This is a genomic window from Ancylobacter tetraedralis, from assembly GCF_014195655.1.
Classification (GTDB): Bacteria; Pseudomonadota; Alphaproteobacteria; order Rhizobiales; family Xanthobacteraceae; genus Ancylobacter; species Ancylobacter tetraedralis.
In genome coordinates this window covers 481,152-500,646 of record NZ_JACICD010000001.1, presented here as the reverse complement: position 1 = coordinate 500,646, position 19,495 = coordinate 481,152, and the positions used below count along the sequence as shown (strand labels likewise).

Here is a 19,495-nt window from a genome sequence, read left to right as displayed (position 1 = left end):
CCGCCGCGTCGCCGGCGCCCCAGCGTCACGCAAAGGCCACAGCCCGGGAAAACCGCCCGTTTCAAACCCTTCATTAACGCTGTGCTCCTAACCATAGGAGCCAGCCAAATGGCGCGCCCCGGTTCGCTTCCGGAGCGCCCTCGAAGGTATCAGCGGCAAAGGTTTCGGCGTCCCATGCGTGCTCCCGTGCGTCCCAGCGATTCCAGCGAGTTTCCCTCTTCCGGCAAGACCGCGGATCGGGCGCCGGTGTCCACGCACCGATTTTCGCGGGCCAACCCGCAGCCTTTGCCGCCACCGGCGCCCAAGGGCAGCAAGCAGGCCCCCAGGCAAGCCCCCCAGCCGGGGAGCCCATCGGTTGCCGCGCCCAGCGGGCGTGTGGTGATTCCCAGCTGGCTGCAGCCCTTCTCCATGCCCCCGAACACGCGCTTCACCCGCACGCCGGACTACCTGCTGCGCAAGGCACCCGAGGAGATGGAGCGGCAGGAACGGCCGGCGGCCTCCGAGGCGGCGACCATCAATGCCACCACCGCTCTGGTGCCGCCGCGCGCCTCGCAGACGCCCGTGCTGCGCGTGCCGCCGCGCAAGCCGCCGCTGGGCGCCGGCCCTCAGCAGCCGATCATCGCCGCCGAACTGCGCAAGGCCCGCGCCGCGCAGGAAGCCGCGCGTGGTGAGAAGCCCGCCGACACCGACACGCAGCACCCCGCCCCGGGCGCCGCGGCGGCAGATATCGCGGCACCCGCGCCCTCCCGCGAAAGCACGGCCGGCGCGAGCACGGTCGTCGAGAGCGCCGTTGTCGCGGCTCCCGTGTCGTACGGCCCGGTCGTCCAGCCCGCCCCGTCGCCCGTCATCACCCGGACCGTCCCTTCCCAGGCTCCGCTCTCGACCACCCCCCTCTCCCAGCCGACCAGCTTTCAGGGCCCGCTGGCACCGGCGGCCATTGCCACGCCGGCACCGGTGTCCGTGGATGCGTCGCTGGAATGGATGGCCGACGGGGTCGTGCCGGCCACGGTGGCCGTGCCGGTCGCCCGCGACGCCGCGCCAAGTTCCATCCGCCAGATCGCCGGCATGATCCAGCTCGGCTGGGATGTTCCCCCGGTCCTGCCCTCGCAGCAGGACGAGACGCCGGAATGGTTGCCGGACGAGACCTTCGTGGTCGCCAACGACGCGTTCGCGGCGGAGGAGATCGATATCGACGCCGATGAGGCCGAGGATGGCGTTGCCGATGCCGATGCCGAGGATGACGATCTCGGCTATGACGATGATGGCGAGGATCCGGAAGCCTTCGACGATTTCGACGCGGCGGACGACGAGGCCGAAGCTGTTGCGGAACGGACCGTTGCGGAACTGACTGCGGCAGACGACGCGTTCTCGGATGACGAGAGTCTCGCCGACGCCGAGGCTGCCATGGCCGAGGATACGGCAGCGCTGCTGCCGGCCGGGCCGGCGGCGTTCGGCGGCTACACGGTGACGCCGGCGGAAGTCTCGTTCTGCTGGCCGGTCTTCGGCATGGTTGCCGTCCCCGTGGCCGAGCCCGCGCGTACCGCTGTCGCTCCGTCCGCCGCCGCACCTGCCACCGCCTCGCCGGCGGTTGCCGCCGCGCCCGTTGCCCCACGTCCCACGCCGCGTCTCGTGCCGTCCGAGGACATGGGCTACGAACTGCCCCCGCTCGACCTGCTCACCGAGCCGCCGGCGCATGAGCCGGACTATGAACTCTCCGAGGAATTCCTCGATCGCAACTCCGTCAAGCTGCAGCAGGTACTGCATGACTTCGGCGTGCGCGGCGAGATCATCGATGCCAATCCCGGCCCGGTGGTGACGCTGTATGAGCTGGAGCCGGCCCCCGGCATCAAGTCCAGCCGCGTCATCGGCCTTTCCGCCGACATTGCCCGCTCGATGAGCGCCATCTCCGCCCGCGTCGCGGTCGTGGAAGGGCGCAACGTCATCGGCATCGAGCTGCCCAACCAGCGGCGCGAGACGGTGTGGCTGCGCGAGATGCTGGCAAGCCATGAGTTCGAGGCGGCCAAGGCCAAGCTCGGCATCGGGCTGGGCAAGACCATTGGCGGCGAGCCGGTCATCGTCGACCTCGCCCGCATGCCGCATTTGCTCGTCGCCGGCACGACCGGCTCGGGCAAGTCGGTCGCCATCAACACCATGATCCTGAGCCTGCTCTACCGGCACAAGCCGGAGCAGTGCCGGCTGATCATGATCGATCCGAAAATGCTGGAACTCTCGGTCTATGAGGGTATCCCCCACCTCCTCACCCCTGTCGTGACCGACCCCAAGAAGGCGATCGTCGCCCTCAAATGGGCGGTGCGCGAGATGGAGGAGCGCTACAAGAAGATGAGCCGCCTCGGCGTGCGCAATATCGATGGCTTCAATGCCCGCGTGGCGGAGGCCGCGGCCAAGGGCGAGATCATCACCCGCACCGTGCAGAAGGGCTTCGACCGCGAGACCGGGCTGATCGAGGAAGAGGAGGAGATCATGGATCTCTCCGCCCTTCCCTATATCGTCATCGTGGTGGACGAGATGGCCGACCTGATGATGGTGGCCGGCAAGGACATCGAGGGCGCCATCCAGCGTCTCGCGCAGATGGCCCGCGCCGCCGGCATCCACCTCATCATGGCCACGCAGCGCCCGAGCGTCGATGTCATCACCGGCACGATCAAGGCGAATTTCCCGACCCGCATCTCCTTCCAGGTCACGAGCAAGATCGATTCGCGCACCATTCTCGGCGAGATGGGTGCCGAGCAGCTGCTCGGCCAGGGCGACATGCTCTACATGGCCGGCGGCGGGCGCATCTCGCGCGTGCACGGCCCCTTCGTGTCCGACCAGGAGGTCGAGCGCGTCGTCGAGCACCTGAAATCGCAAGCCCGGCCGGAATATCTCGACGAGGTCACGGCGGAGGAAGACGACGAGGCGACCCCGATTCCCGACGACGCCGCCGTGTTCGACAAGAGCGCGATGGGCGAGGAATCCGGCGACAGCTACGATCAGGCGGTGGCCGTGGTCCTGCGCGACAGGAAGGCGTCCACCTCCTACATCCAGCGCCGGCTGCAGATCGGCTACAACCGCGCCGCCTCGATCATGGAGCGGATGGAGAACGAGGGCATCGTCGGCCCGGCCAACCATGCCGGCAAGCGCGAGATCCTGCGCGACGCGCGCTGACATCCGCCACCACGTGGCTTTCCATCAACGGGCGGGGCCATCGGTCCCGCCCGTTCTGCGTTCTGGCGCACAGCGATGTTGCAGCGCAGCCTCTTTCGCCGGGCCGGGAGGAGGATTAGGTGTGTGCCACCTTCCCCCTCCCGGCATTCGCCGCGCCAGCCTCCAGAGGTCCGCCATGAGTACCGCTTCCTCCAGCACCGCCGCCAGCACCGCCCCCGTGAACTATCCCGACGTCCTCCTGTTCATCGATGGCGAGTGGCGCGAGGGCCGCGGTCATGACGGCACGCGGGCGCACGAGCCCATCGTCAATCCGGCCACGGAGGAAGTGATCGGCACCCTGGCCCATGCCAGCCGGGCCGACCTCGACGCCGCGCTCACCGCCGCCGAAAAGGGCTTCGCGACGTGGCGCCATGTCGTCCCGCACGAGCGCTACAAGCTGATGCGCAAGGCGGCCGAGATCCTGCGCGAGCGCGCGGACACCATCGCCACCCTCATGACGCTGGAGCAGGGCAAGCCGCTGGTCGAGGCTCGCCTCGAGACCAATGCGGCGGCCGACATCATCGACTGGTTCGCGGAAGAGGCGCGCCGACTCTATGGCCGCGTGATCCCGGCCCGCGCGGCCGGCGTGCAGCAGGTGGTGCACAAGGAGCCGGTGGGCGTCGTCGCCGCCTTCACGCCGTGGAACTTCCCGATCAACCAGGCGGTGCGCAAGATTTCCGCCGCGCTGGCCGCCGGCTGCTCGATCATCCTGAAAGGCCCGGAAGAGACCCCGGCCAGCTGCGCCGCGCTGGTCAAGGCCTATGAGGATGCCGGCCTGCCCAAGGGCGTGATCAATCTGGTGTTCGGCGTGCCGGCGGAGATTTCCGCCTACCTCATCCCGCACCCGATCGTGAAGAAGATCACCTTCACCGGCTCGACCGTGGTGGGCAAGCAGCTCGCCGCGCTGGCCGGGCTGCACATGAAGCGCGTCACCATGGAGCTGGGCGGGCACGCGCCGGCCGTGGTGTTCGAGGACGCCGACCTCGACCACGCGGTGAAGATGCTGTCGGGTGCCAAGTTCCGCAATGCCGGGCAGGTCTGCGTCTCGCCGACCCGCTTTCTCGTGCATGAGGACCTCTATGCCCGCTTCGTCGACGGCTTCACGGAGGCCGTGAACAAGGTGAAGGTCGGCAGCGGCCTTGACGCGGATGTCCGCATGGGCCCGCTCGCCAATGCCCGCCGCGTCGAGGCGATGGAAGGCTTCACCGCCGACGCCCTCGCCCAGGGCGCCACGCTGCGCGCCGGGGGCGCGCGCATCGGCAACAAGGGCTATTTCTTCCAGCCCACCGTGCTGACCGACCTGCCGGCGGATGCGCGCATCCTCAACGAGGAACCGTTCGGCCCGATCGTGCCGATCCAGTCCTTCACCTCCACCGAAGCGGTCATCGCCGAGGCCAACCGGCTGCCCTACGGGCTCGCCGCCTATGCCTACACCACCTCCGCCAAACGCGCCGACGAGTTCGCCCGCCGCGTCGAGAGCGGCATGGTGTCGATCAACCATCACGGCCTCGCTTTGCCCGAGACCCCTTTCGGCGGCATGAAGGATTCCGGCTACGGCTCGGAAGGCGGCATCGAGGCCATCGAGGCCTATGTGAACACCAAGTTCGTCACCGAACTCGGCCTGTGATCGACGACAGGCCCTGACATATCCCGGCCCTGGCGTAAAAAACGCGCCGGGGCCGGGGGAACCGGCTCGGCGGCCGGTGCGGAATGAGGTACCAAGATAACGGTTTCCCTCGCGCGCCGGCCTCCCCATGGATCTCGCCGTTTTCCTGGTCGTTCTCCTGTCGGCCGCCATGCAGGCCGCGTGGAACATCATCCTCAAGATCAAGCTGGATCCGTTCCGCGCGCTGGTGCTGGTGGGCCTCGGCGCCGGCGCATCGGCGCTGCCCTTCGCGCTGTGGATCGGCCCGCCCGACCGGGCTCTGTGGCCGTGGATCGGCGGCTCTGTGGTGGCGCACCTGAGCTACTACGCCTTCCTCATCGGCGCCTATTCGCGGGCCGATCTCGGGCTCACCTACCCCGTGGCGCGCGGCAGCGCGCTGCTGCTCACCGCGCTGGTCTCGATCCTGGTGCTGAGCGAGCCGATCGGGCTGATCGGCGTCATCGGCATCGTGCTGCTGGCGCTCGCCATCCTCACCATGGCGCGCGAGGCCTTCGGCCGCATGATGGAGGGCCGCGCGCTGCTGCTGGCGCTGGGCTCAGGCATCGCCGTCACCGCCTTCACGGTGATCGACGGCACGGCGGCGCGCATTTCCGGCTCGGCCAATGCCTACACGACCTGGCTGTTCGTCTGCGACGCGGTGGTGATCGCGCTCGTCGTGCTCGCCTGGAAGGGTCCCCGCTCCATGGCGCCCATGGTCGGCTTCCTGCCGCTCGGACTATTGGGCGGTGCCATGCTGTTCGTCAGCTACTGGCTCTCGGTCTGGGCGATGACGCAGGCGCCGATCGGCCTCGTGACGGCGGTGCGCGAATCCAGCGTGCTGTTCGGCGCCATCATGTCGGTCGCGATCCTGCGCGAACCCTTGCGCACCGACCGGATCATCGGCGCCTTCATGGTGATCGGCGGCCTCACCCTCATCAAGCTGCACTGAAGCCGGCGACCGCGCGGACGGTTCTCGGCAGGGCCGGCGGAATCAGATAGAGCGCGCTCTGTTCTCCCGGCAATGGCAGTTCCATGGACCTCAGTGTCTTCCTCGCGGTGATCGCCGCCGCCGCGATGCATGCCGGCTGGAACGCCATTCTCAAGATCCGGCTCGATCCCTTCATCGCCGTCGTGCTGGTGAATGCCGCCTGCGGCCTCATCGCCCTGCCGGTGGCGCTGTGGCTCGGGCCGCCGGAGCCGCATCTGTGGCCGTGGATCATCGCCTCGATCCTCATCCACCTCGTCTATTACCTCACGCTCAGCGGGGCCTACCGGCTGGCCGACATGGGGCTGGTCTATCCGCTGGCCCGCGGTAGCGCGCCGCTGCTCACCACCCTCCTGTCGGTGACGCTGGTCGGCGAGGCGATCGACGCGCAGGGTTTTCTCGGCGTGGTGGTGCTGGCGCTCGGCATCCTCGCCATCGCTTGGCGCCGCAAGGGCCTTGCCGCGCTGGACGGACGGGCGCTGCGGCTGGCGCTCGCCTGCGGCGTCAGCATCACCGCCTATACGCTGGTGGATGGGCTCGGCGCGCGCAGCGCCTCGTCGCCGCATATGTACACGTCCTGGCTGTTCGTGATGGACAGCCTGGTCATCACTATTTTCGGGTTGGCCTGGAAGGGACCGCGGGCGCTGAAGCCGGCGCTCTCCTTCATCGGGCCCGGATTCGCGGGCGGGGCAATGTCGCTGGCGGCCTACTGGATCTCCATCTGGGCCATGACGCGGGCGCCGATCGGCCTCGTCGCGGCGGTGCGGGAATCCAGCGTGCTGTTCGCCGCCGTGATCGCCGTCGTCGTACTGCACGAGCCGCTGCGCCGGGAGCGACTGGTCTCCGCCGCCCTCATCGTCGCCGGCCTCGTGCTGATCAAGCTGCACTGACAGAGCGGCGCGCAATTGCAAGCGGCACGGAATTGGCTCCCCGCGCCGGGCTGTGCTCCATTGCGCCCATGAACACGCTGCCCGCCACCACGATTCGCCCCTCCCTGTCGGAGGAGGCCTTCGCCGCTCCGCTCGCCCTTGTGCGCGAGGGGGCGCCGCTCATCATGGTTCTGGGGGGCGCGGGCACGGGCAAGACCACCTTCCTGCATGCCTTGCGGCGGCATGGCGGAGGGCGGCAGGCCTTCCTCGCCCCAACCGGCGTTGCCGCGCTGCAGCTTGGCGGGCAGACCATCCATTCCTTCTTCGGCCTGCCACCCCGCCTCGTCGATCCCGATCAGGTGAAGCCGCGTTCGCCGAAGCGCAACCTGATGAAGAAGCTGGAGCGTCTCGTCATCGACGAGGTGTCGATGGTGCGCGCCGACGTGCTCGATGCGGTGGACCGCTGCCTGCGCATCGCGCGCAGCGATCCCGCGCCGTTCGGCGGCGTGCAGGTGGTGCTGGTCGGCGATTTCCTGCAGCTGCCGCCCGTGGTGCCCACGGCCGAGCGCGAGATTCTCGGCCATCTCGGCTATGAGGGCCCCTTCGCCTTCGACGCTCGCGTGCTGCGCGAGGTGGAGGTGGCGCGCCTGCCGTTCACGCAGGTCTACCGGCAGACCGACGAGGAGTTCGTGGCACATCTGGCCGATCTGCGCATGGGCCGGCAGATGGAGCGCGCGGTTGCCGCCATCAATGCCGCCTCCTTCCGCGAGCATCGGCCGGGGCGGGTCCCGGTCGTGCTGGCGCCGACCAATGCCCGCGTCGACGCCTATAACCGGCGCGGCCTCGAAGGTCTGGCGGAGGCGGGACGCATCTTCGAGGGCAAGAGCGAGGGCGAGTTTGATCTTGCCACCGACCGTCTGCCGGTTCCCGAGACGCTGGTGCTCAAGGTTGGCGCGCGCGTGATGGCGGTGCGCAACGATCCCGAGAAGCAATGGGTCAACGGCTCGGTCGGCACCATTATCGGCCTCGCGCCCGACCGCGCCTTCGTGCGGCTGGACGGGGCCGGCGTCGTCGAAATCGAGCGCACCAGCTGGGAACGCATCCGCTATGACTGGGACGAGGCGACCGGGCAGATCGCGGCGAAGGTGGTCGGCACCTATTCCCAGCTGCCGCTCGTGCCGGCCTGGGCGGTGACGGTGCACAAGGCGCAGGGCCTGACGCTGGACGATGCCCGCATCGATTTCGACAGCGGCACCTTCGCGGCCGGGCAGGCCTATGTCGCGCTCTCGCGCGCCCGCTCCCTGGAAGGCCTGTCGCTGGCACGGCCGCTGCGCGCGTCCGATATCCGCATCGACCGGCGCGTGGCCGCTTTCACCACCGCTTTCGAAGCGGCGGGCCGGATCGGGACGACCGAGCCGCGCTGAGGGTTTACTAATTCCATATTGTTGATAGATTATGGGCCACCGAGGAAGGGGCGCCCATGAGCCAGACCAGCATCCGCCAGTATCGCGACAAGCTGCTCTTTGCGCTCGCCTATGCCATCGTGTTCGGCGCGATCCTGTTCGCGCATCCTTTCGCCAGCGAAAGCGCGGCGCCGTCGGCGGCCACGACAGCCGAGGTCGGGCGCTGAGCTAAAATCAGCACTGGCAATATCACTGCCCATCTATCATCTATATAGCGTATCAGGGCCGTGGATTGACTGCGGCCTTACGCGGGATTGTGGGCGGACATGCTGACGAACAAGGGAAAGTACGGCCTCAAGGCCATGCTCTTTCTGGCGAAGCTGGAACCAGGCAGCAGCGCCATGGGCCAGGAGATCGCCACCGCCAACAACATCCCCAAGAAGTTTCTCGACGCGATCCTGCTGGAACTGCGCAATGCCGGCATGCTGCGCTCCAAGAAGGGTCCGGGCGGCGGCTATGCCCTTGCCAAGACGCCACGCGAAATTCGCGTCGGCCATATCATCCGCACGCTGGACGGACCGCTGGCACCGATCGGGTGCGCATCCAAGAGCGCCTATGTGCCCTGCCAGGACTGCGAGGATCTGCCGGCATGCGCGGTGCGCATCACCATGACCAAGGTGCGCGACGCGATGTCGGACATTCTCGACCGGATGACGCTGCACGACATGGTGGTCTTCGCCAACACGCCCGACGCGGACCTGATGTACAATATCTGAGATCGCCGCCAAGGCAGTCGCCAAATGGCGATGCCTGACGGCTCCCGGCACCGCCCGAGAAGCGTCCGCCCATCACGGGCGGCGGCCCGGGACAGGCGCCGCCGAGGCATCGCTCAGAAGAATGCCTGATGCCCGGTAATGGCCCGGCCGAGGATCAGCGCGTGAATGTCATGCGTGCCCTCATAGGTATTCACCGTCTCCAGGTTCAGCATGTGGCGCATGACGGGATATTCCGAGGAAATGCCGTTGCCGCCATGCATGTCGCGGGCGAGCCGGGCGATATCCAGCGCCTTGCCGCAATTGTTGCGCTTGAGCATGGAGATGGTCTCCACCGGCAGCCGGCCCTCGTCGAACAGCCGGCCGGCGCGCAGCGCGAGCTGAAGGCCGAGCGTGATCTCGGTCGCCATGTCCGACAGCTTCTTCTGGATCAGCTGGGTGGCCGCCAGCGGCTTGCCGAACTGATGGCGATCCAGCGTGTAGCTCCGGGCCGCGGCGTAGCAGGCCTCCGCCGCCCCCATCGTGCCCCAGCCAATGCCGTAGCGCGCGCGGTTGAGGCAGCCGAACGGGCCCTTGAGGCCGGAGACGTTGGGCAGCAGGTTCTCTTCGGGAAGCTCCACGCCATCGAGCACGATCTCGCCGGTGATGGAGGCGCGCAGCGAGAGCTTGCCCTCGATCTTCGGCGTCGAGAACCCCGTCATGCCGCGCTCGACCAGGAAGCCGCGGATCTCGTTGTCATGCGCCGCGGATTTCGCCCACACCACCGCGAGATCGGCGATGGGCGCGTTGGTGATCCACATCTTGGCCCCGGAGAGGCGGTAGCCGCCGTCGATCTTCTCGGCGCGGGTGCGCATGCCGGCGGGGTCCGAGCCCGCATCCGGCTCGGTCAGGCCGAAGCAACCGACGATCTCGCCGGTGGCCAGCCGGGGCAGGAACCTGCGCTTCTGCGCCTCGCTGCCATAGGCATGGATCGGGTGCATGACCAGCGAGGACTGCACGCTCATCGCCGAACGATAGCCCGAATCGACCCGCTCCACCTCGCGGGCGACAAGGCCGTAGGACACATAGCCGAGCCCGGCGCCGCCGAACTCTTCGGGAATGGTCGGCCCCAGCAGGCCGAGTTCGCCCATCTCGCTCATGATCTCGCGGTCGAAGCGCTCCTCCAGATAGGCGGAAGCGACCCGCGGCAGCAGCCTTTCCTGTGCATAGTCGCGCGCCGTGTCCCGGACCAGCCTCTCCTCCTCGGTGAGCTGGGCCTCGAAATCGAGCGGATCGGCCCAGTCGAACACCGCACGACCGGACGAGCGGGCGGCAGGAGCGGTTCCAGCAGCGGTGGCGGAAGGCTCGGCACTCATCGGATCATGTCTCCTGAACCGTGGCCGGTCCGGCACCGGCGACCGTACGGTCTTACAACTTCGCACGCCGGCATGCACGCCGGCGCGACGCGCAAAGCCGCTCCAACGCTGGCCTTGCGAATTCACATGCGACTTTCGTCTATACATATGGTGTGATTGCGTAACGTCGAGACACATGCTTGAGTGGAGGCGGGCGACGGTGACTAAACAATAGGCTGGCCATTCGAACGGGCACGCCAACGCCGTGACGTCCATAAGAGGGGTTTTTCAAATGCTGGTCATCAACACCAAGGTGGTCATCGCAGCGGCGATGCTCACCGTGCTCGCTGCGCCTGCCTACGCCGCCAAGACGCTCGTGTATTGCTCGGAGGGCAGCCCCGAGAATTTCACGCCTGCCCTCAACACGACAGGCACCAGCTTCGACGCCGCTCGGCCCGTTTACAACCAGCTCGTCGAGTTTGAGCGCGGCTCCACCAAGGTGGTGCCCGGCCTCGCCGAGAGCTGGACGGTGTCCGACGACGGCAAGGAGATCACCTTCAAGCTCCGCAAGGGCGTGAAGTTTCATTCGGGCGTCAACGGCTTCACCCCGACGCGCGATTTCAACGCCGATGACGTGATCTTCTCGTTCGACCGTATGTGGAAGGACACCAACCCCTACCACAAGGTCACCGGCGGCGCGTACGACTACTTCAACGACATGAGCATGCCCGATCTGCTCAAGTCGATCGACAAGGTGGACGACTACACGGTGAAGTTCACGCTCACCGAGCCGAACTCGCCGATGCTGGCGAACCTCGCGATGGACTTCGCCACCATCCAGTCCAAAGAATATGCCGACATGCTGCTCAAGAAGGGCACGCCCGAGCAGTTTGACCAGATCCCGGTCGGTACCGGCCCGTTCTCCTTCGTGAACTACCAGAAGGACGCGGTGATCCGCTTCAAGGCGAACCCGAGCTACTTCCTCGGCAAGCCGGCGCTGGACAATCTGGTCTACGCGATCACCCCCGACGCGACGGCGCGCTACGCCAAGCTCAAGAAGGGCGAGTGCCAGGTGATGATCGCGCCGAACCCGGCCGACATCGCGGGCATGAAGACCGATCCGCTGGTGAACCTGATCTCGCAGCCGGGCCTGAACATCGGCTACCTCTCGTTCAACACGCAGAAGCCGCCCTTCGACAAGAAGGAGGTCCGTCAGGCCTTCAACATGGCGATCGACAAGGCCGCCATCATCAAGGACGTCTACCAGGGCGCCGGCCAGGCCGCGATCAACCCGATCCCGCCGACCATCTGGTCCTATAACAAGGACATCAAGGACTATCCGTTCGACCCGGCCAAGGCCAAGGAGATGCTGGCGGCGGCCGGCGTGAAGACCCCGCTCGACATCGACCTGTGGTGGATGCCGGTGCAGCGCCCCTACAACCCGAACGCCAAGCGCGTCGCGGAGATGATGCAGTCGGATCTCGCCAAGATCGGCGTCAATGCCAAGCTCGTCTCCTATGAGTGGGGCGAGTATCGCAAGCGCCTGCAGCAGGGTGAGCACATGACCGGCCAGCTCGGCTGGACCGGCGACAATGGCGATCCGGACAATTTCTTCTTCCTGCTCGGCTGCGCGGCCGCCCGTCCCGGCGGGCAGAACCTGTCCAAGTGGTGCAACAAGGAATTCGATGATCTGATCACCAAGGCGAAGACCATTTCGGACGTCGCCGAGCGCACCAAGCTCTATGAGCAGGCGCAGGTCATCGTGAAGGAAGAGGCGCCCTGGTTCACCATCGCCCACTCGGTCGTCTACGAGCCGACCCGCAAGGAAGTGGTGGATTACAAGGTCAGCCCGCTCGGCCGCCACGAATTCTATGGCGTCGACCTGAAGTGACCTGATGCCGGCGCCGGGGGCTGGAGCGCTCCGCCGGCGCCGGGCATTCGCGAACGAGCGGATGCGCCGTCGCCTTTGCAAGGGCGGCGGCTCATGCCGCAGGCAATGCCGTGGCGCGTGCCGCGTCCCTCGGGGCGCATTCCCCTCCCCGCTCGTGACGGCGCGCAAGCGCTTCGTCGCCCCTGGCGACGCCCGACGCGGGGCATTCAGAGCCCGGGATCTCGATGTTTCGATTTTTCCTTCGCCGAGTCGCGCTGACGCTGCCGACTTTCGTGGCGCTGATGTTCGTCACCTTCGTCGCCGTGCGGCTGGTGCCGGGCGACCCGATCGAGGCGCGCACCGGCGAGCGCGGCATCGCGCCCGAGCGCCTCGCCATGCTGCGCCACGACCTTGGGCTCGACCAGCCCGTCTGGCAGCAGTTCCTGCACTATGCCAACGGCATCCTGCACGGCGATTTCGGTGTCTCCATCGTCACCAAGACGCCCATCCTGCATGAATTCGCCATCCTGTTTCCGGCCACGCTGGAACTGGCCTTCTGCGGGCTGATCTTCGCCATCGTGCTGGGCATTCCCGCGGGCGTCATCGCCGCGGTCAAGCGCGGCAGCATCTTCGATCACTCGGTAATGACGGTGGCGCTGGCCGGCTATTCCATGCCGATCTTCTGGTGGGGCCTGCTGCTCATCATGTTCATGTCGGAATATCTCGGGCTCACCCCAGTTTCCGGTCGCATGGACCTCATCAATTACTATTTCGAGCCGGTGACGGGCTTCATGCTGATCGACAGCCTGCTGTCGGACCAGGAAGGCGCGTTCGGGGCCGCCGTGGCCCATCTCATCCTGCCCTCCATCGTGCTCGGCACCATTCCGCTCGCGGTGATCGCCCGCATGACGCGCTCCTCCATGCTGGAAGTGCTGAGCGAGGATTACGTGCGCACGGCGCGCGCCAAGGGCCTCTCGCCTCTGCGCGTGGTGGGCCTGCATGCGCTGCGCAACGCGCTGATCCCGGTCGTGACCGTCATCGGGCTGCAGACCGGCACGCTGCTCGCCGGCGCGGTGCTCACCGAGACCATCTTCGCCTGGCCGGGGGTGGGAAAATGGCTGATCGAGTCGATTTCCCGCCGCGACTATCCCGCGCTGCAAGGCGGCATCATGCTGATCTCCGGCATCGTCATCCTCGTCAATCTCATCGTCGACCTGCTCTATGTCGCGATCAATCCGAGGATTCGTCATGGCGGATGATCCGGTCCTCAACGCCACGGCAGCCGCCGTGCCGGCCGATGCGCTCGTCGAGACCGTCCCCCCGGAGGTGTCGCCGCTGCGGGCCTTCTGGTCCGCCTTCAGCGAGAATCGCGGCGCCGTGCTCGGCCTCGCGGTGGTGGTGTTCATCACCCTGCTGGCGATCTTCGCGCCCGTCCTCGCGTTGCATTCGCCGATCGAACAGTTTCGCGAGCATGTGCTGCTGCCGCCGGTATGGGCGGGGGGCGAGTGGGCCTTCCCGTTCGGCACCGATGCGGTCGGGCGCGACGTGCTCTCGCGCCTCATCTACGGCGCGCGCATCTCGCTCGGCATCGGCCTGTCGGTGATGCTGGTCTCGGTCGCGGTCGGCATCGTGCTCGGCCTGGCCGCCGCGTTCCTGCGCGGCATCGTCGAAGTGGTGGTGATGCGCGTCATGGACCTCGTGGTGGCCATCCCGAGCCTCGTGCTGGCTATCCTGGTCGTGGCGGTGCTGGGGCCGAGCCTCACCAACACGATCGTGGCCGTCACCGTCGTCTACCTGCCGCGCTATGTGCGCCTGGTGCGCGCGGCGGCCATGGCCGAGCTTTCGAAGGAATATGTCGTCGCGGCACAGGTGGCCGGCGTCGGCAGGCTGCGGCTGATGTTCGTCACCGTGCTGCCGAACTGCCTCGCCCCGCTCATCGTGCAGGCCGCGCTCGGCATTTCCGACGCGATCCTGGAGGCGGCGGCGCTCGGCTTCCTCGGCCTCGGCGCGCAGCCGCCGACCCCGGAATGGGGCGCCATGCTGGCCGACTCGCGCGAGTTCATCCGCTCGGCGCCGTGGATCGTGACGCTGCCCGGCCTCGCCATCCTCGTCACCGTGGTCGCCATCAACCTGATGGGCGACGGGCTGCGCGACGCGCTCGACCCGAAGCTGAGGAGGAGCTGAGAGATGCCGCTACTCTCCATCCGAAACCTCTCCGTCACCTTCGCCACCGGCCGGGGGCCGTTCAAGGCGGTGGATGGCGTCGATCTCGACGTCGAGGCGGGCGAACTGGTCGCCATCGTCGGCGAATCGGGCTCGGGCAAGTCGGTCGCCATGCTGGCGGTGATGGGCCTGCTGCCCTGGACCGCCAAGGTGACCGCCGACCGGCTCAGCTTCGACGGGCAGGACCTCGCCACCCTCACCCCACGCGAGCGGCGCAAGATCATCGGGCGCGACATCGCGATGATCTTCCAGGAGCCGATGTCGAGCCTCAATCCGTGCTTCACGGTGGGCTTCCAGATCCGCGAGGCGATGGCCGCCCATCTCGACCTGTCGCGGGCGCAGCGGCAGGCGCGGGCGGTGGAACTGCTGGAACTGGTCGGCATCCCCGAGCCGGTGCGCCGGCTGAAGGCTTTCCCGCACCAGCTCTCCGGCGGCATGAGCCAGCGCGTGATGATCGCCATGGCGCTGGCCTGCCGCCCCAAGCTCATCATCGCCGACGAGCCGACCACCGCGCTCGACGTCACCATCCAGGCGCAGATCCTCGACCTCTTGCTGCGGCTGCAGAGCGAGAGCGGTGTCGGCCTCGTGCTGATCACCCATGACATGGGCGTGGTGGCGGAGACCTCGCAGCGCGTCTGCGTGCAATATGCCGGTCAGCAGATCGAGATGCAGACGACCCGCGGCCTGTTCCGCGATCCGCACCACCCCTATACATCCGCCCTGCTGGCGGCCCTGCCCGAGCGGGCGCATGGCCGGCTGTTGCCCTCCATCCCCGGCGTGGTGCCGGGGCTGGCGGATCGGCCGAAGGGCTGCCTGTTTTCGCCCCGCTGCCGCTTTGCCACCGACACCTGCCGCACCGTGCCGCCGCCGCGCGCGAACGCCGCGCTCGGCCATGCGCTGTGCCACACCCCGCTGGTCGACGGCGTCCCGCGGGCCCAGGAAATCGCCGCATGAACGAGATCGCTCCCTTTGAGTCCAAGGCCGCCGACAGCGTGATGGAGGCGGTCAACCTCGCGCAAAGCTATGCGGTGGCGCGCGGCATGTTCGCCAAGCCCGCCACGGTGAAGGCGGTGAACGGCATCAGCTTCCGCCTCGCGCCGCGCTCGACGCTCGCCATTGTCGGCGAATCGGGCTCGGGCAAGTCGACCCTGGCGCGCATGCTCACCATGATCGAGCGGCCGGGCACCGGTTCGCTGCTGCTGGACGACGTGGATGTGGCGGACGCCGACAAAGCCACGCTGCGCCGCTATCGCGGCGAAGTGCAGATGGTGTTCCAGAACCCCTATGGCTCGCTCAATCCACGCCAGACCGTGGGCAAGGCGATCGAGGAGCCGCTGCTGGTCAACACCAATCTCTCCGCCGCAGAGCGGCATGCCCGCGCGGTCGACATGATGGCGCGCGTCGGCCTGCGGCCTGAGCATCACGGGCGCTACCCCCATATGTTCTCCGGCGGCCAGCGCCAGCGCATCGCCATTGCCCGCGCGCTGGTGCTGCGGCCGAAGATCCTGGTGCTGGACGAGCCGGTCTCCGCGCTCGACGTCTCGGTACGCGCGCAGGTGCTCAACCTGCTGGTGGAACTGCAGCAGGGCCTCGGCGTCGCCTATGTGTTCGTGTCGCACGATCTCGGGGTGGTACGGCACATGGCGGACGAGGTGCTGGTGATGTATCTCGGCCGCGCGGTCGAGCATGGCCCGCGCGACGCCATCTTCGATGCGCCCCGGCACCCCTATACGCGCGCCCTCCTCTCCGCCACGCCGATGGCCGACCCGGAGGCGAAGAAGGAGCGGATCGTGCTGGAAGGGGAACTGCCCTCCCCCTTCAACCCGCCCAAGGGCTGCCCGTTCAACCCGCGCTGCCCGCTGGTGGTGGAGCGCTGCCGGCAGGAAATGCCGCCGCTGGAGCGCAAGGGCGAGCAACTGGTCGCCTGCTGGGTGGCGCAATAGGGGCGGCGCGCCCGTCATCGGCCACGCAGGGCAGCGGATGACCGATCTGAGGGATTGCACGGTTTCGCAGCTGCTTCGCCTGCATGCTGGCATCGCCGACGAACTTCGCCGGCGCGAGTTGCTCCGCAGCGGCAATGGACCGGCGGGGGATTACGCCGAGGCGCTGTTCGCCCGCGCCTTCGGCTGGAATCTCAGCGCCAACTCCACCACCGGGTATGATGCGGTAGACTCGCAGGGCATCCGCTACCAGATAAAGTGCCGACGCGTGACAGTACGCAACCCGTCTCGCCAGCTATCGGCACTTCGCCGGTTGGACCAGAGGCCATTCGACCAACTTGCCGGGCTCATTCTCGATGAGAGGTTCGACGTGCATCGAGCTGCCATCATCCCCCTCGAGACGATCATCGCAGGATCAACCTTCACCCCCCACGTGAATGCGTGGAGGTTCATCCTGCGGGATGCCGCTCGGAACCTCCCAGGCACCCGCGACGTGACAGGCGAGATGAAGGCCGCGCCGGCCGCATTGTAAGCCGCACGCCGAGAGCACCGCACCGTGGGCGACGCGCCGGTTCAATTACCGCCGCGTGAAGTCCACCGGCACGCTGAAGCTGATGGTGCTGCCGCCAATATCGGCCGGCGGCGGCGGCACGGGAGAGGCGCGTCGCACCATGGCCACCGCCTCCTCATCGAAGCTGCCATTGCCGGAACCGCCGACCAGCCGCGCCGCAAGCACGCGGCCCGAGCGATCGATGGTGAAGGCGACGCGCGCCTTGCCGCTGCCATTCTCGCCGGTCGGATAGCGTTTGTGACGGTTGAGATGGGCCATCAGGCGCGAGCGCCAGTTCGCCACCGTCATCGAGCGCGAGGAGGAGGCACCGGCCGTCGGCGCGGCGACGCGGTCGGCGCGCGCGGCGTCGATCGAGGGCGCGGCCGAGGTCTGCGGCGCCGGCGGCTTCTCGCTCTTCTCCCGCTCCTTCGGCTTGGGCTTCGGCTTGGGCCGCTCCTTCGGCGGATCCGGCTTCTTCTCCGGCGGCGTCAGCTCGGCGGCCAGCGGCGGAGGGGGCGGTAGCGGCACCTCGATATCGGGAGCGGGCGATTGCGCGACCTCGGGAATCGGCTCCTGCTCGATCTCGGGCTCGGGCGGGGGCACGTCCTCCACCTCCGATAGCGGATCGGGGGGAACCTCCTGCTCGATCTTCTCCGGCGCTTCCATCATTTGCGGGCCGGGCGGCAGTTCGACAGGCTCGGCCTCGGGCGAGACCGGCAGTTCCGCCAGCTCGATCATGATCGCCGCCGGCTCGTCGGCCGCCACAAGGGGCGGCGGCTGCAGCATGTAGGCCACCGCCGCGCCGTGCACGCCCAGCACCACCACGCCGCACACAGCCCAGACGAGAACCTCCACGCTGCGCTGGCGCGGCCCGCCCTTGAGGAGCATCAGGCTCATGGCTGTGCCCGCATCTCTGGCTGTGCCCGCATCTGTGGCCGCACGCTCATAGTCCGCCGCACGTTCACCGTGCCACCGGCGCGGTGGAAGCGGGAGAGGTGGCAGCGGGCGCCGCAGCCGGCTGGCCGACCATTTCCAGCCCCACCAGCGCGATCTTGAGATAACCCGCCGCGCGCAGCAGGTTCATCACCTCCATCAGCGCGCCATAGTCGACGCTCTTGTCCGCCCGCAGGAAGATGCGCGTGTCCCTCTTGCCCTCGGTCGCGCGGTCGAGCGTGGAACTGAGCGCCTCGCGCGCCACGTCGTCATTGCCGAGCGCGAGGCCGAGATCGCCCTTCACTGTGAGATAGACCGGTTTGTCCGGGCGCGGCTGCACGGCGGCATTGGAGGCCGGCAGATCCACCGCGACATCGACCGTGGACAGCGGCGCCGCCACCATGAAGATGATCAGCAGCACCAGGATCACGTCGATGAAGGGCGTGACGTTGATCTCGTGGTTCTCGACGAGATCGTCGCTGTCGGTGCTCTGCAGCTTGGCGGCCATGGCGCGCTACTCCGCGGCGGCGCGCAGGCGCGAGGCGGCGGCAGCCGCCGGCGACGCGGCATGGACCTGTCCGCCGCGCGCACGGGCGACATCGCGACGGTCGAGATCGCGCGAGAGCAGGCGGAGCACCTCGGCCGCCGCGTCGCCCATCAGCACGCGATAGCCGGAAACCTGACGGCTGAAATGATTGTAGATCACCACCGCCGGAATGGCGGCGACAAGGCCGATCGCGGTGGCCAGCAGCGCCTCGGCAATGCCCGGCGCCACCACCGCGAGGTTGGTGGTCTGCGCCTTCGAGATGCCGATGAACGAGTTCATGATGCCCCACACCGTGCCGAACAGGCCGACAAAGGGCGCCGTGGCACCAATGGTGGCGAGCAGGCCGGTGCCTCGGGCAATCGCGCGGCCCGCCGCCACCTCGATGCGCCCCAGCGAAATCGACACGCGCTCCTTGATGCCCTCGGCCGGCAGATCACTGGAACGCTTCAGTTCCAACGCCGTCGCCTTGATCATGGCGCCGGCCGGTCCCGCGGCGCCGACATCGCGCGCTTCCTCCAGCGAGGCGGCCGCGAGGAAGCCCTTCAGCGCCCGCCGCAGCCGCGCCTTGGCGAAAAGCAGTTCCACGGACTTCGCGAGCCACACCGTCCAGGTGACGACGGACGCGAAGGCGAGGCCGATCATCACCGCCTTCACCACCCAGTCGGCCGCCATGAACATGCCCCATGGCGACAGATCGTGCGGCATCTGCGCGGCGACCGCGGCATCCTCCTGCGCGACCACCGGAGCCGGCGCCGCCGGATCCACGACGGGCGTGCCCGCCGGGAATGCAGGCGCCGGTTCGACGGCGGTGGGCTGGGAGGGCGTGGCAAGCGGCTGGAGGGGCACCGGCTGCGCACCGACCTGCTGCTGTGCTCCCGCCGGTGACGTCGTCACCGGCTGCCCAGCCACGGACACGCCGCTCTGCGGGGCGGGGGCGGCCGGCTGCTGGGCTTGCACCGGCGCAAGTCCGCACAGGATGGCCAGCGCCAGAAAGGCGGCGTGGCGCAGGCAAGGCGAAAAGGCGGTGGGGCGTGTCAGCATGGCGGCAACCCGAGTTCGGTCGGCCGCCCTGCTCCGCGTGATGATGCGCAGCGTAATGGCGTGCCGGAATGTCCGTTACCGGCTTCCATAAACCCGCAGGCACGAGGCGGACAACAGCAAAAAGCCTCAAGGCCTTAATGTAGAACGTTTCAAATCAGCCAATATCGTAACAAATACC

At 67.9% G+C, this 19,495-nt stretch carries 17 protein-coding genes; 13 read left to right on the top strand and 4 right to left on the bottom strand.

The features are described from left to right. The first annotated feature begins 378 nt into the window (after positions 1-378). The 7 genes from FHS55_RS23305 to FHS55_RS02300 all read left to right on the top strand — a co-directional run bounded on the left by FHS55_RS23305 (position 379) and on the right by FHS55_RS02300 (position 8,882). Positions 379-3,165 (top strand): DNA translocase FtsK, encoded by a 2,787-nt coding sequence (locus tag FHS55_RS23305; RefSeq protein ID WP_343055943.1) that lies wholly within the window; start codon positions 379-381, stop codon positions 3,163-3,165. 175 nt (positions 3,166-3,340) lie between these two features. Next, positions 3,341-4,831 (top strand): NAD-dependent succinate-semialdehyde dehydrogenase, encoded by a 1,491-nt coding sequence (locus tag FHS55_RS02325; protein WP_183188057.1) that lies wholly within the window; start codon positions 3,341-3,343, stop codon positions 4,829-4,831. A gap of 127 nt (positions 4,832-4,958) precedes the next feature. Continuing rightward, positions 4,959-5,798: a DMT family transporter gene (locus tag FHS55_RS02320; RefSeq protein WP_183188056.1), complete on the top strand. Its 840-nt coding sequence runs from the start codon at positions 4,959-4,961 to the stop codon at positions 5,796-5,798. Between the two features lie 83 nt (positions 5,799-5,881). Then, entirely contained in the window at positions 5,882-6,724 is an 843-nt protein-coding gene (locus tag FHS55_RS02315; RefSeq protein WP_183188055.1) for an EamA family transporter, read from the top strand. A gap of 68 nt (positions 6,725-6,792) precedes the next feature. Continuing rightward, complete coding sequence (locus FHS55_RS02310) at positions 6,793-8,127, top strand: ATP-dependent DNA helicase (RefSeq protein WP_183188054.1); 1,335 nt, start codon at positions 6,793-6,795, stop codon at positions 8,125-8,127. Positions 8,128-8,183: 56 nt separating this feature from the next. Continuing rightward, entirely contained in the window at positions 8,184-8,333 is a 150-nt protein-coding gene (locus tag FHS55_RS02305) for a hypothetical protein (protein ID WP_183188053.1), read from the top strand. Between the two features lie 99 nt (positions 8,334-8,432). Further along, positions 8,433-8,882, top strand: coding sequence for an RrF2 family transcriptional regulator (locus FHS55_RS02300; protein ID WP_183188052.1), 450 nt, complete (start codon positions 8,433-8,435; stop codon positions 8,880-8,882). Between the two features lie 113 nt (positions 8,883-8,995). Here the strand turns inward: FHS55_RS02300 and FHS55_RS02295 are convergent, their stop codons facing one another. Beyond that, the gene (locus FHS55_RS02295) at positions 8,996-10,234 is read right to left on the bottom strand and encodes an acyl-CoA dehydrogenase (protein WP_183188051.1); all 1,239 of its coding nucleotides are present in this window, start codon (positions 10,232-10,234) and stop codon (positions 8,996-8,998) included. A gap of 271 nt (positions 10,235-10,505) precedes the next feature. Here FHS55_RS02295 and FHS55_RS02290 point away from each other — a divergent pair, with 271 nt between their 5' ends. From FHS55_RS02290 to FHS55_RS02265, 6 genes are all read left to right on the top strand, one after another. Next, a complete protein-coding gene (locus FHS55_RS02290) occupies positions 10,506-12,104 on the top strand; it encodes an ABC transporter substrate-binding protein (protein WP_183188050.1) in 1,599 nt (532 codons plus the stop codon). Positions 12,105-12,328: 224 nt separating this feature from the next. Beyond that, the gene (locus FHS55_RS02285; RefSeq protein ID WP_183188049.1) at positions 12,329-13,342 is read left to right on the top strand and encodes an ABC transporter permease subunit; all 1,014 of its coding nucleotides are present in this window, start codon (positions 12,329-12,331) and stop codon (positions 13,340-13,342) included. Next, positions 13,332-14,267, top strand: coding sequence for an ABC transporter permease subunit (locus FHS55_RS02280; protein WP_246339760.1), 936 nt, complete (start codon positions 13,332-13,334; stop codon positions 14,265-14,267). Before FHS55_RS02285 ends, FHS55_RS02280 begins: the two co-directional genes overlap by 11 nt. 3 nt (positions 14,268-14,270) lie before the next feature. Then, positions 14,271-15,260, top strand: coding sequence for an ABC transporter ATP-binding protein (locus tag FHS55_RS02275; RefSeq protein ID WP_183188048.1), 990 nt, complete (start codon positions 14,271-14,273; stop codon positions 15,258-15,260). Continuing rightward, complete coding sequence (locus FHS55_RS02270) at positions 15,257-16,249, top strand: dipeptide ABC transporter ATP-binding protein (RefSeq protein ID WP_183188047.1); 993 nt, start codon at positions 15,257-15,259, stop codon at positions 16,247-16,249. The genes FHS55_RS02275 and FHS55_RS02270 overlap by 4 nt, the downstream gene beginning before the upstream one ends. Positions 16,250-16,286: 37 nt before the next feature. Beyond that, positions 16,287-16,778 carry a hypothetical protein gene (locus FHS55_RS02265; RefSeq protein ID WP_183188046.1) on the top strand — a complete coding sequence of 164 codons (492 nt, stop codon included), beginning with the start codon at positions 16,287-16,289 and terminating at the stop codon, positions 16,776-16,778. A 45-nt stretch (positions 16,779-16,823) separates the two neighbouring features. Here the strand turns inward: FHS55_RS02265 and FHS55_RS02260 are convergent, their stop codons facing one another. The 3 genes from FHS55_RS02260 to exbB form a co-directional block, all read right to left on the bottom strand. Then, positions 16,824-17,693 carry an energy transducer TonB family protein gene (locus tag FHS55_RS02260; RefSeq protein ID WP_183188045.1) on the bottom strand — a complete coding sequence of 290 codons (870 nt, stop codon included), beginning with the start codon at positions 17,691-17,693 and terminating at the stop codon, positions 16,824-16,826. Positions 17,694-17,757: 64 nt separating this feature from the next. Next, positions 17,758-18,237, bottom strand: coding sequence for a TonB system transport protein ExbD (gene exbD, locus FHS55_RS02255; protein WP_183188044.1), 480 nt, complete (start codon positions 18,235-18,237; stop codon positions 17,758-17,760). A gap of 6 nt (positions 18,238-18,243) precedes the next feature. Beyond that, positions 18,244-19,317 carry a tonB-system energizer ExbB gene (exbB, locus tag FHS55_RS02250; protein WP_183188043.1) on the bottom strand — a complete coding sequence of 358 codons (1,074 nt, stop codon included), beginning with the start codon at positions 19,315-19,317 and terminating at the stop codon, positions 18,244-18,246. Between the last annotated feature and the right edge of the window lie 178 nt (positions 19,318-19,495).

What these genes read in the sequence shown, in the direction of transcription:
- FHS55_RS02325 (WP_183188057.1), top strand. Translation starts at nt 3,341, where the DNA reads ATGAGTACCGCTTCCTCCAGCACCGCCGCCAGCACCGCCCCCGTGAAC.
- FHS55_RS02320 (WP_183188056.1), top strand. Translation starts at nt 4,959, where the DNA reads ATGGATCTCGCCGTTTTCCTGGTCGTTCTCCTGTCGGCCGCCATGCAG.
- FHS55_RS02315 (WP_183188055.1), top strand. Translation starts at nt 5,882, where the DNA reads ATGGACCTCAGTGTCTTCCTCGCGGTGATCGCCGCCGCCGCGATGCAT.
- FHS55_RS02310 (WP_183188054.1), top strand. Translation starts at nt 6,793, where the DNA reads ATGAACACGCTGCCCGCCACCACGATTCGCCCCTCCCTGTCGGAGGAG.
- FHS55_RS02305 (WP_183188053.1), top strand. Translation starts at nt 8,184, where the DNA reads ATGAGCCAGACCAGCATCCGCCAGTATCGCGACAAGCTGCTCTTTGCG.
- FHS55_RS02300 (WP_183188052.1), top strand. Translation starts at nt 8,433, where the DNA reads ATGCTGACGAACAAGGGAAAGTACGGCCTCAAGGCCATGCTCTTTCTG.
- FHS55_RS02295 (WP_183188051.1), bottom strand. Translation starts at nt 10,234, where the DNA reads ATGAGTGCCGAGCCTTCCGCCACCGCTGCTGGAACCGCTCCTGCCGCC.
- FHS55_RS02290 (WP_183188050.1), top strand. Translation starts at nt 10,506, where the DNA reads ATGCTGGTCATCAACACCAAGGTGGTCATCGCAGCGGCGATGCTCACC.
- FHS55_RS02285 (WP_183188049.1), top strand. Translation starts at nt 12,329, where the DNA reads ATGTTTCGATTTTTCCTTCGCCGAGTCGCGCTGACGCTGCCGACTTTC.
- FHS55_RS02280 (WP_246339760.1), top strand. Translation starts at nt 13,332, where the DNA reads ATGGCGGATGATCCGGTCCTCAACGCCACGGCAGCCGCCGTGCCGGCC.
- FHS55_RS02275 (WP_183188048.1), top strand. Translation starts at nt 14,271, where the DNA reads ATGCCGCTACTCTCCATCCGAAACCTCTCCGTCACCTTCGCCACCGGC.
- FHS55_RS02270 (WP_183188047.1), top strand. Translation starts at nt 15,257, where the DNA reads ATGAACGAGATCGCTCCCTTTGAGTCCAAGGCCGCCGACAGCGTGATG.
- FHS55_RS02265 (WP_183188046.1), top strand. Translation starts at nt 16,287, where the DNA reads ATGACCGATCTGAGGGATTGCACGGTTTCGCAGCTGCTTCGCCTGCAT.
- FHS55_RS02260 (WP_183188045.1), bottom strand. Translation starts at nt 17,693, where the DNA reads ATGAGCCTGATGCTCCTCAAGGGCGGGCCGCGCCAGCGCAGCGTGGAG.
- exbD (WP_183188044.1), bottom strand. Translation starts at nt 18,237, where the DNA reads ATGGCCGCCAAGCTGCAGAGCACCGACAGCGACGATCTCGTCGAGAAC.
- exbB (WP_183188043.1), bottom strand. Translation starts at nt 19,317, where the DNA reads ATGCTGACACGCCCCACCGCCTTTTCGCCTTGCCTGCGCCACGCCGCC.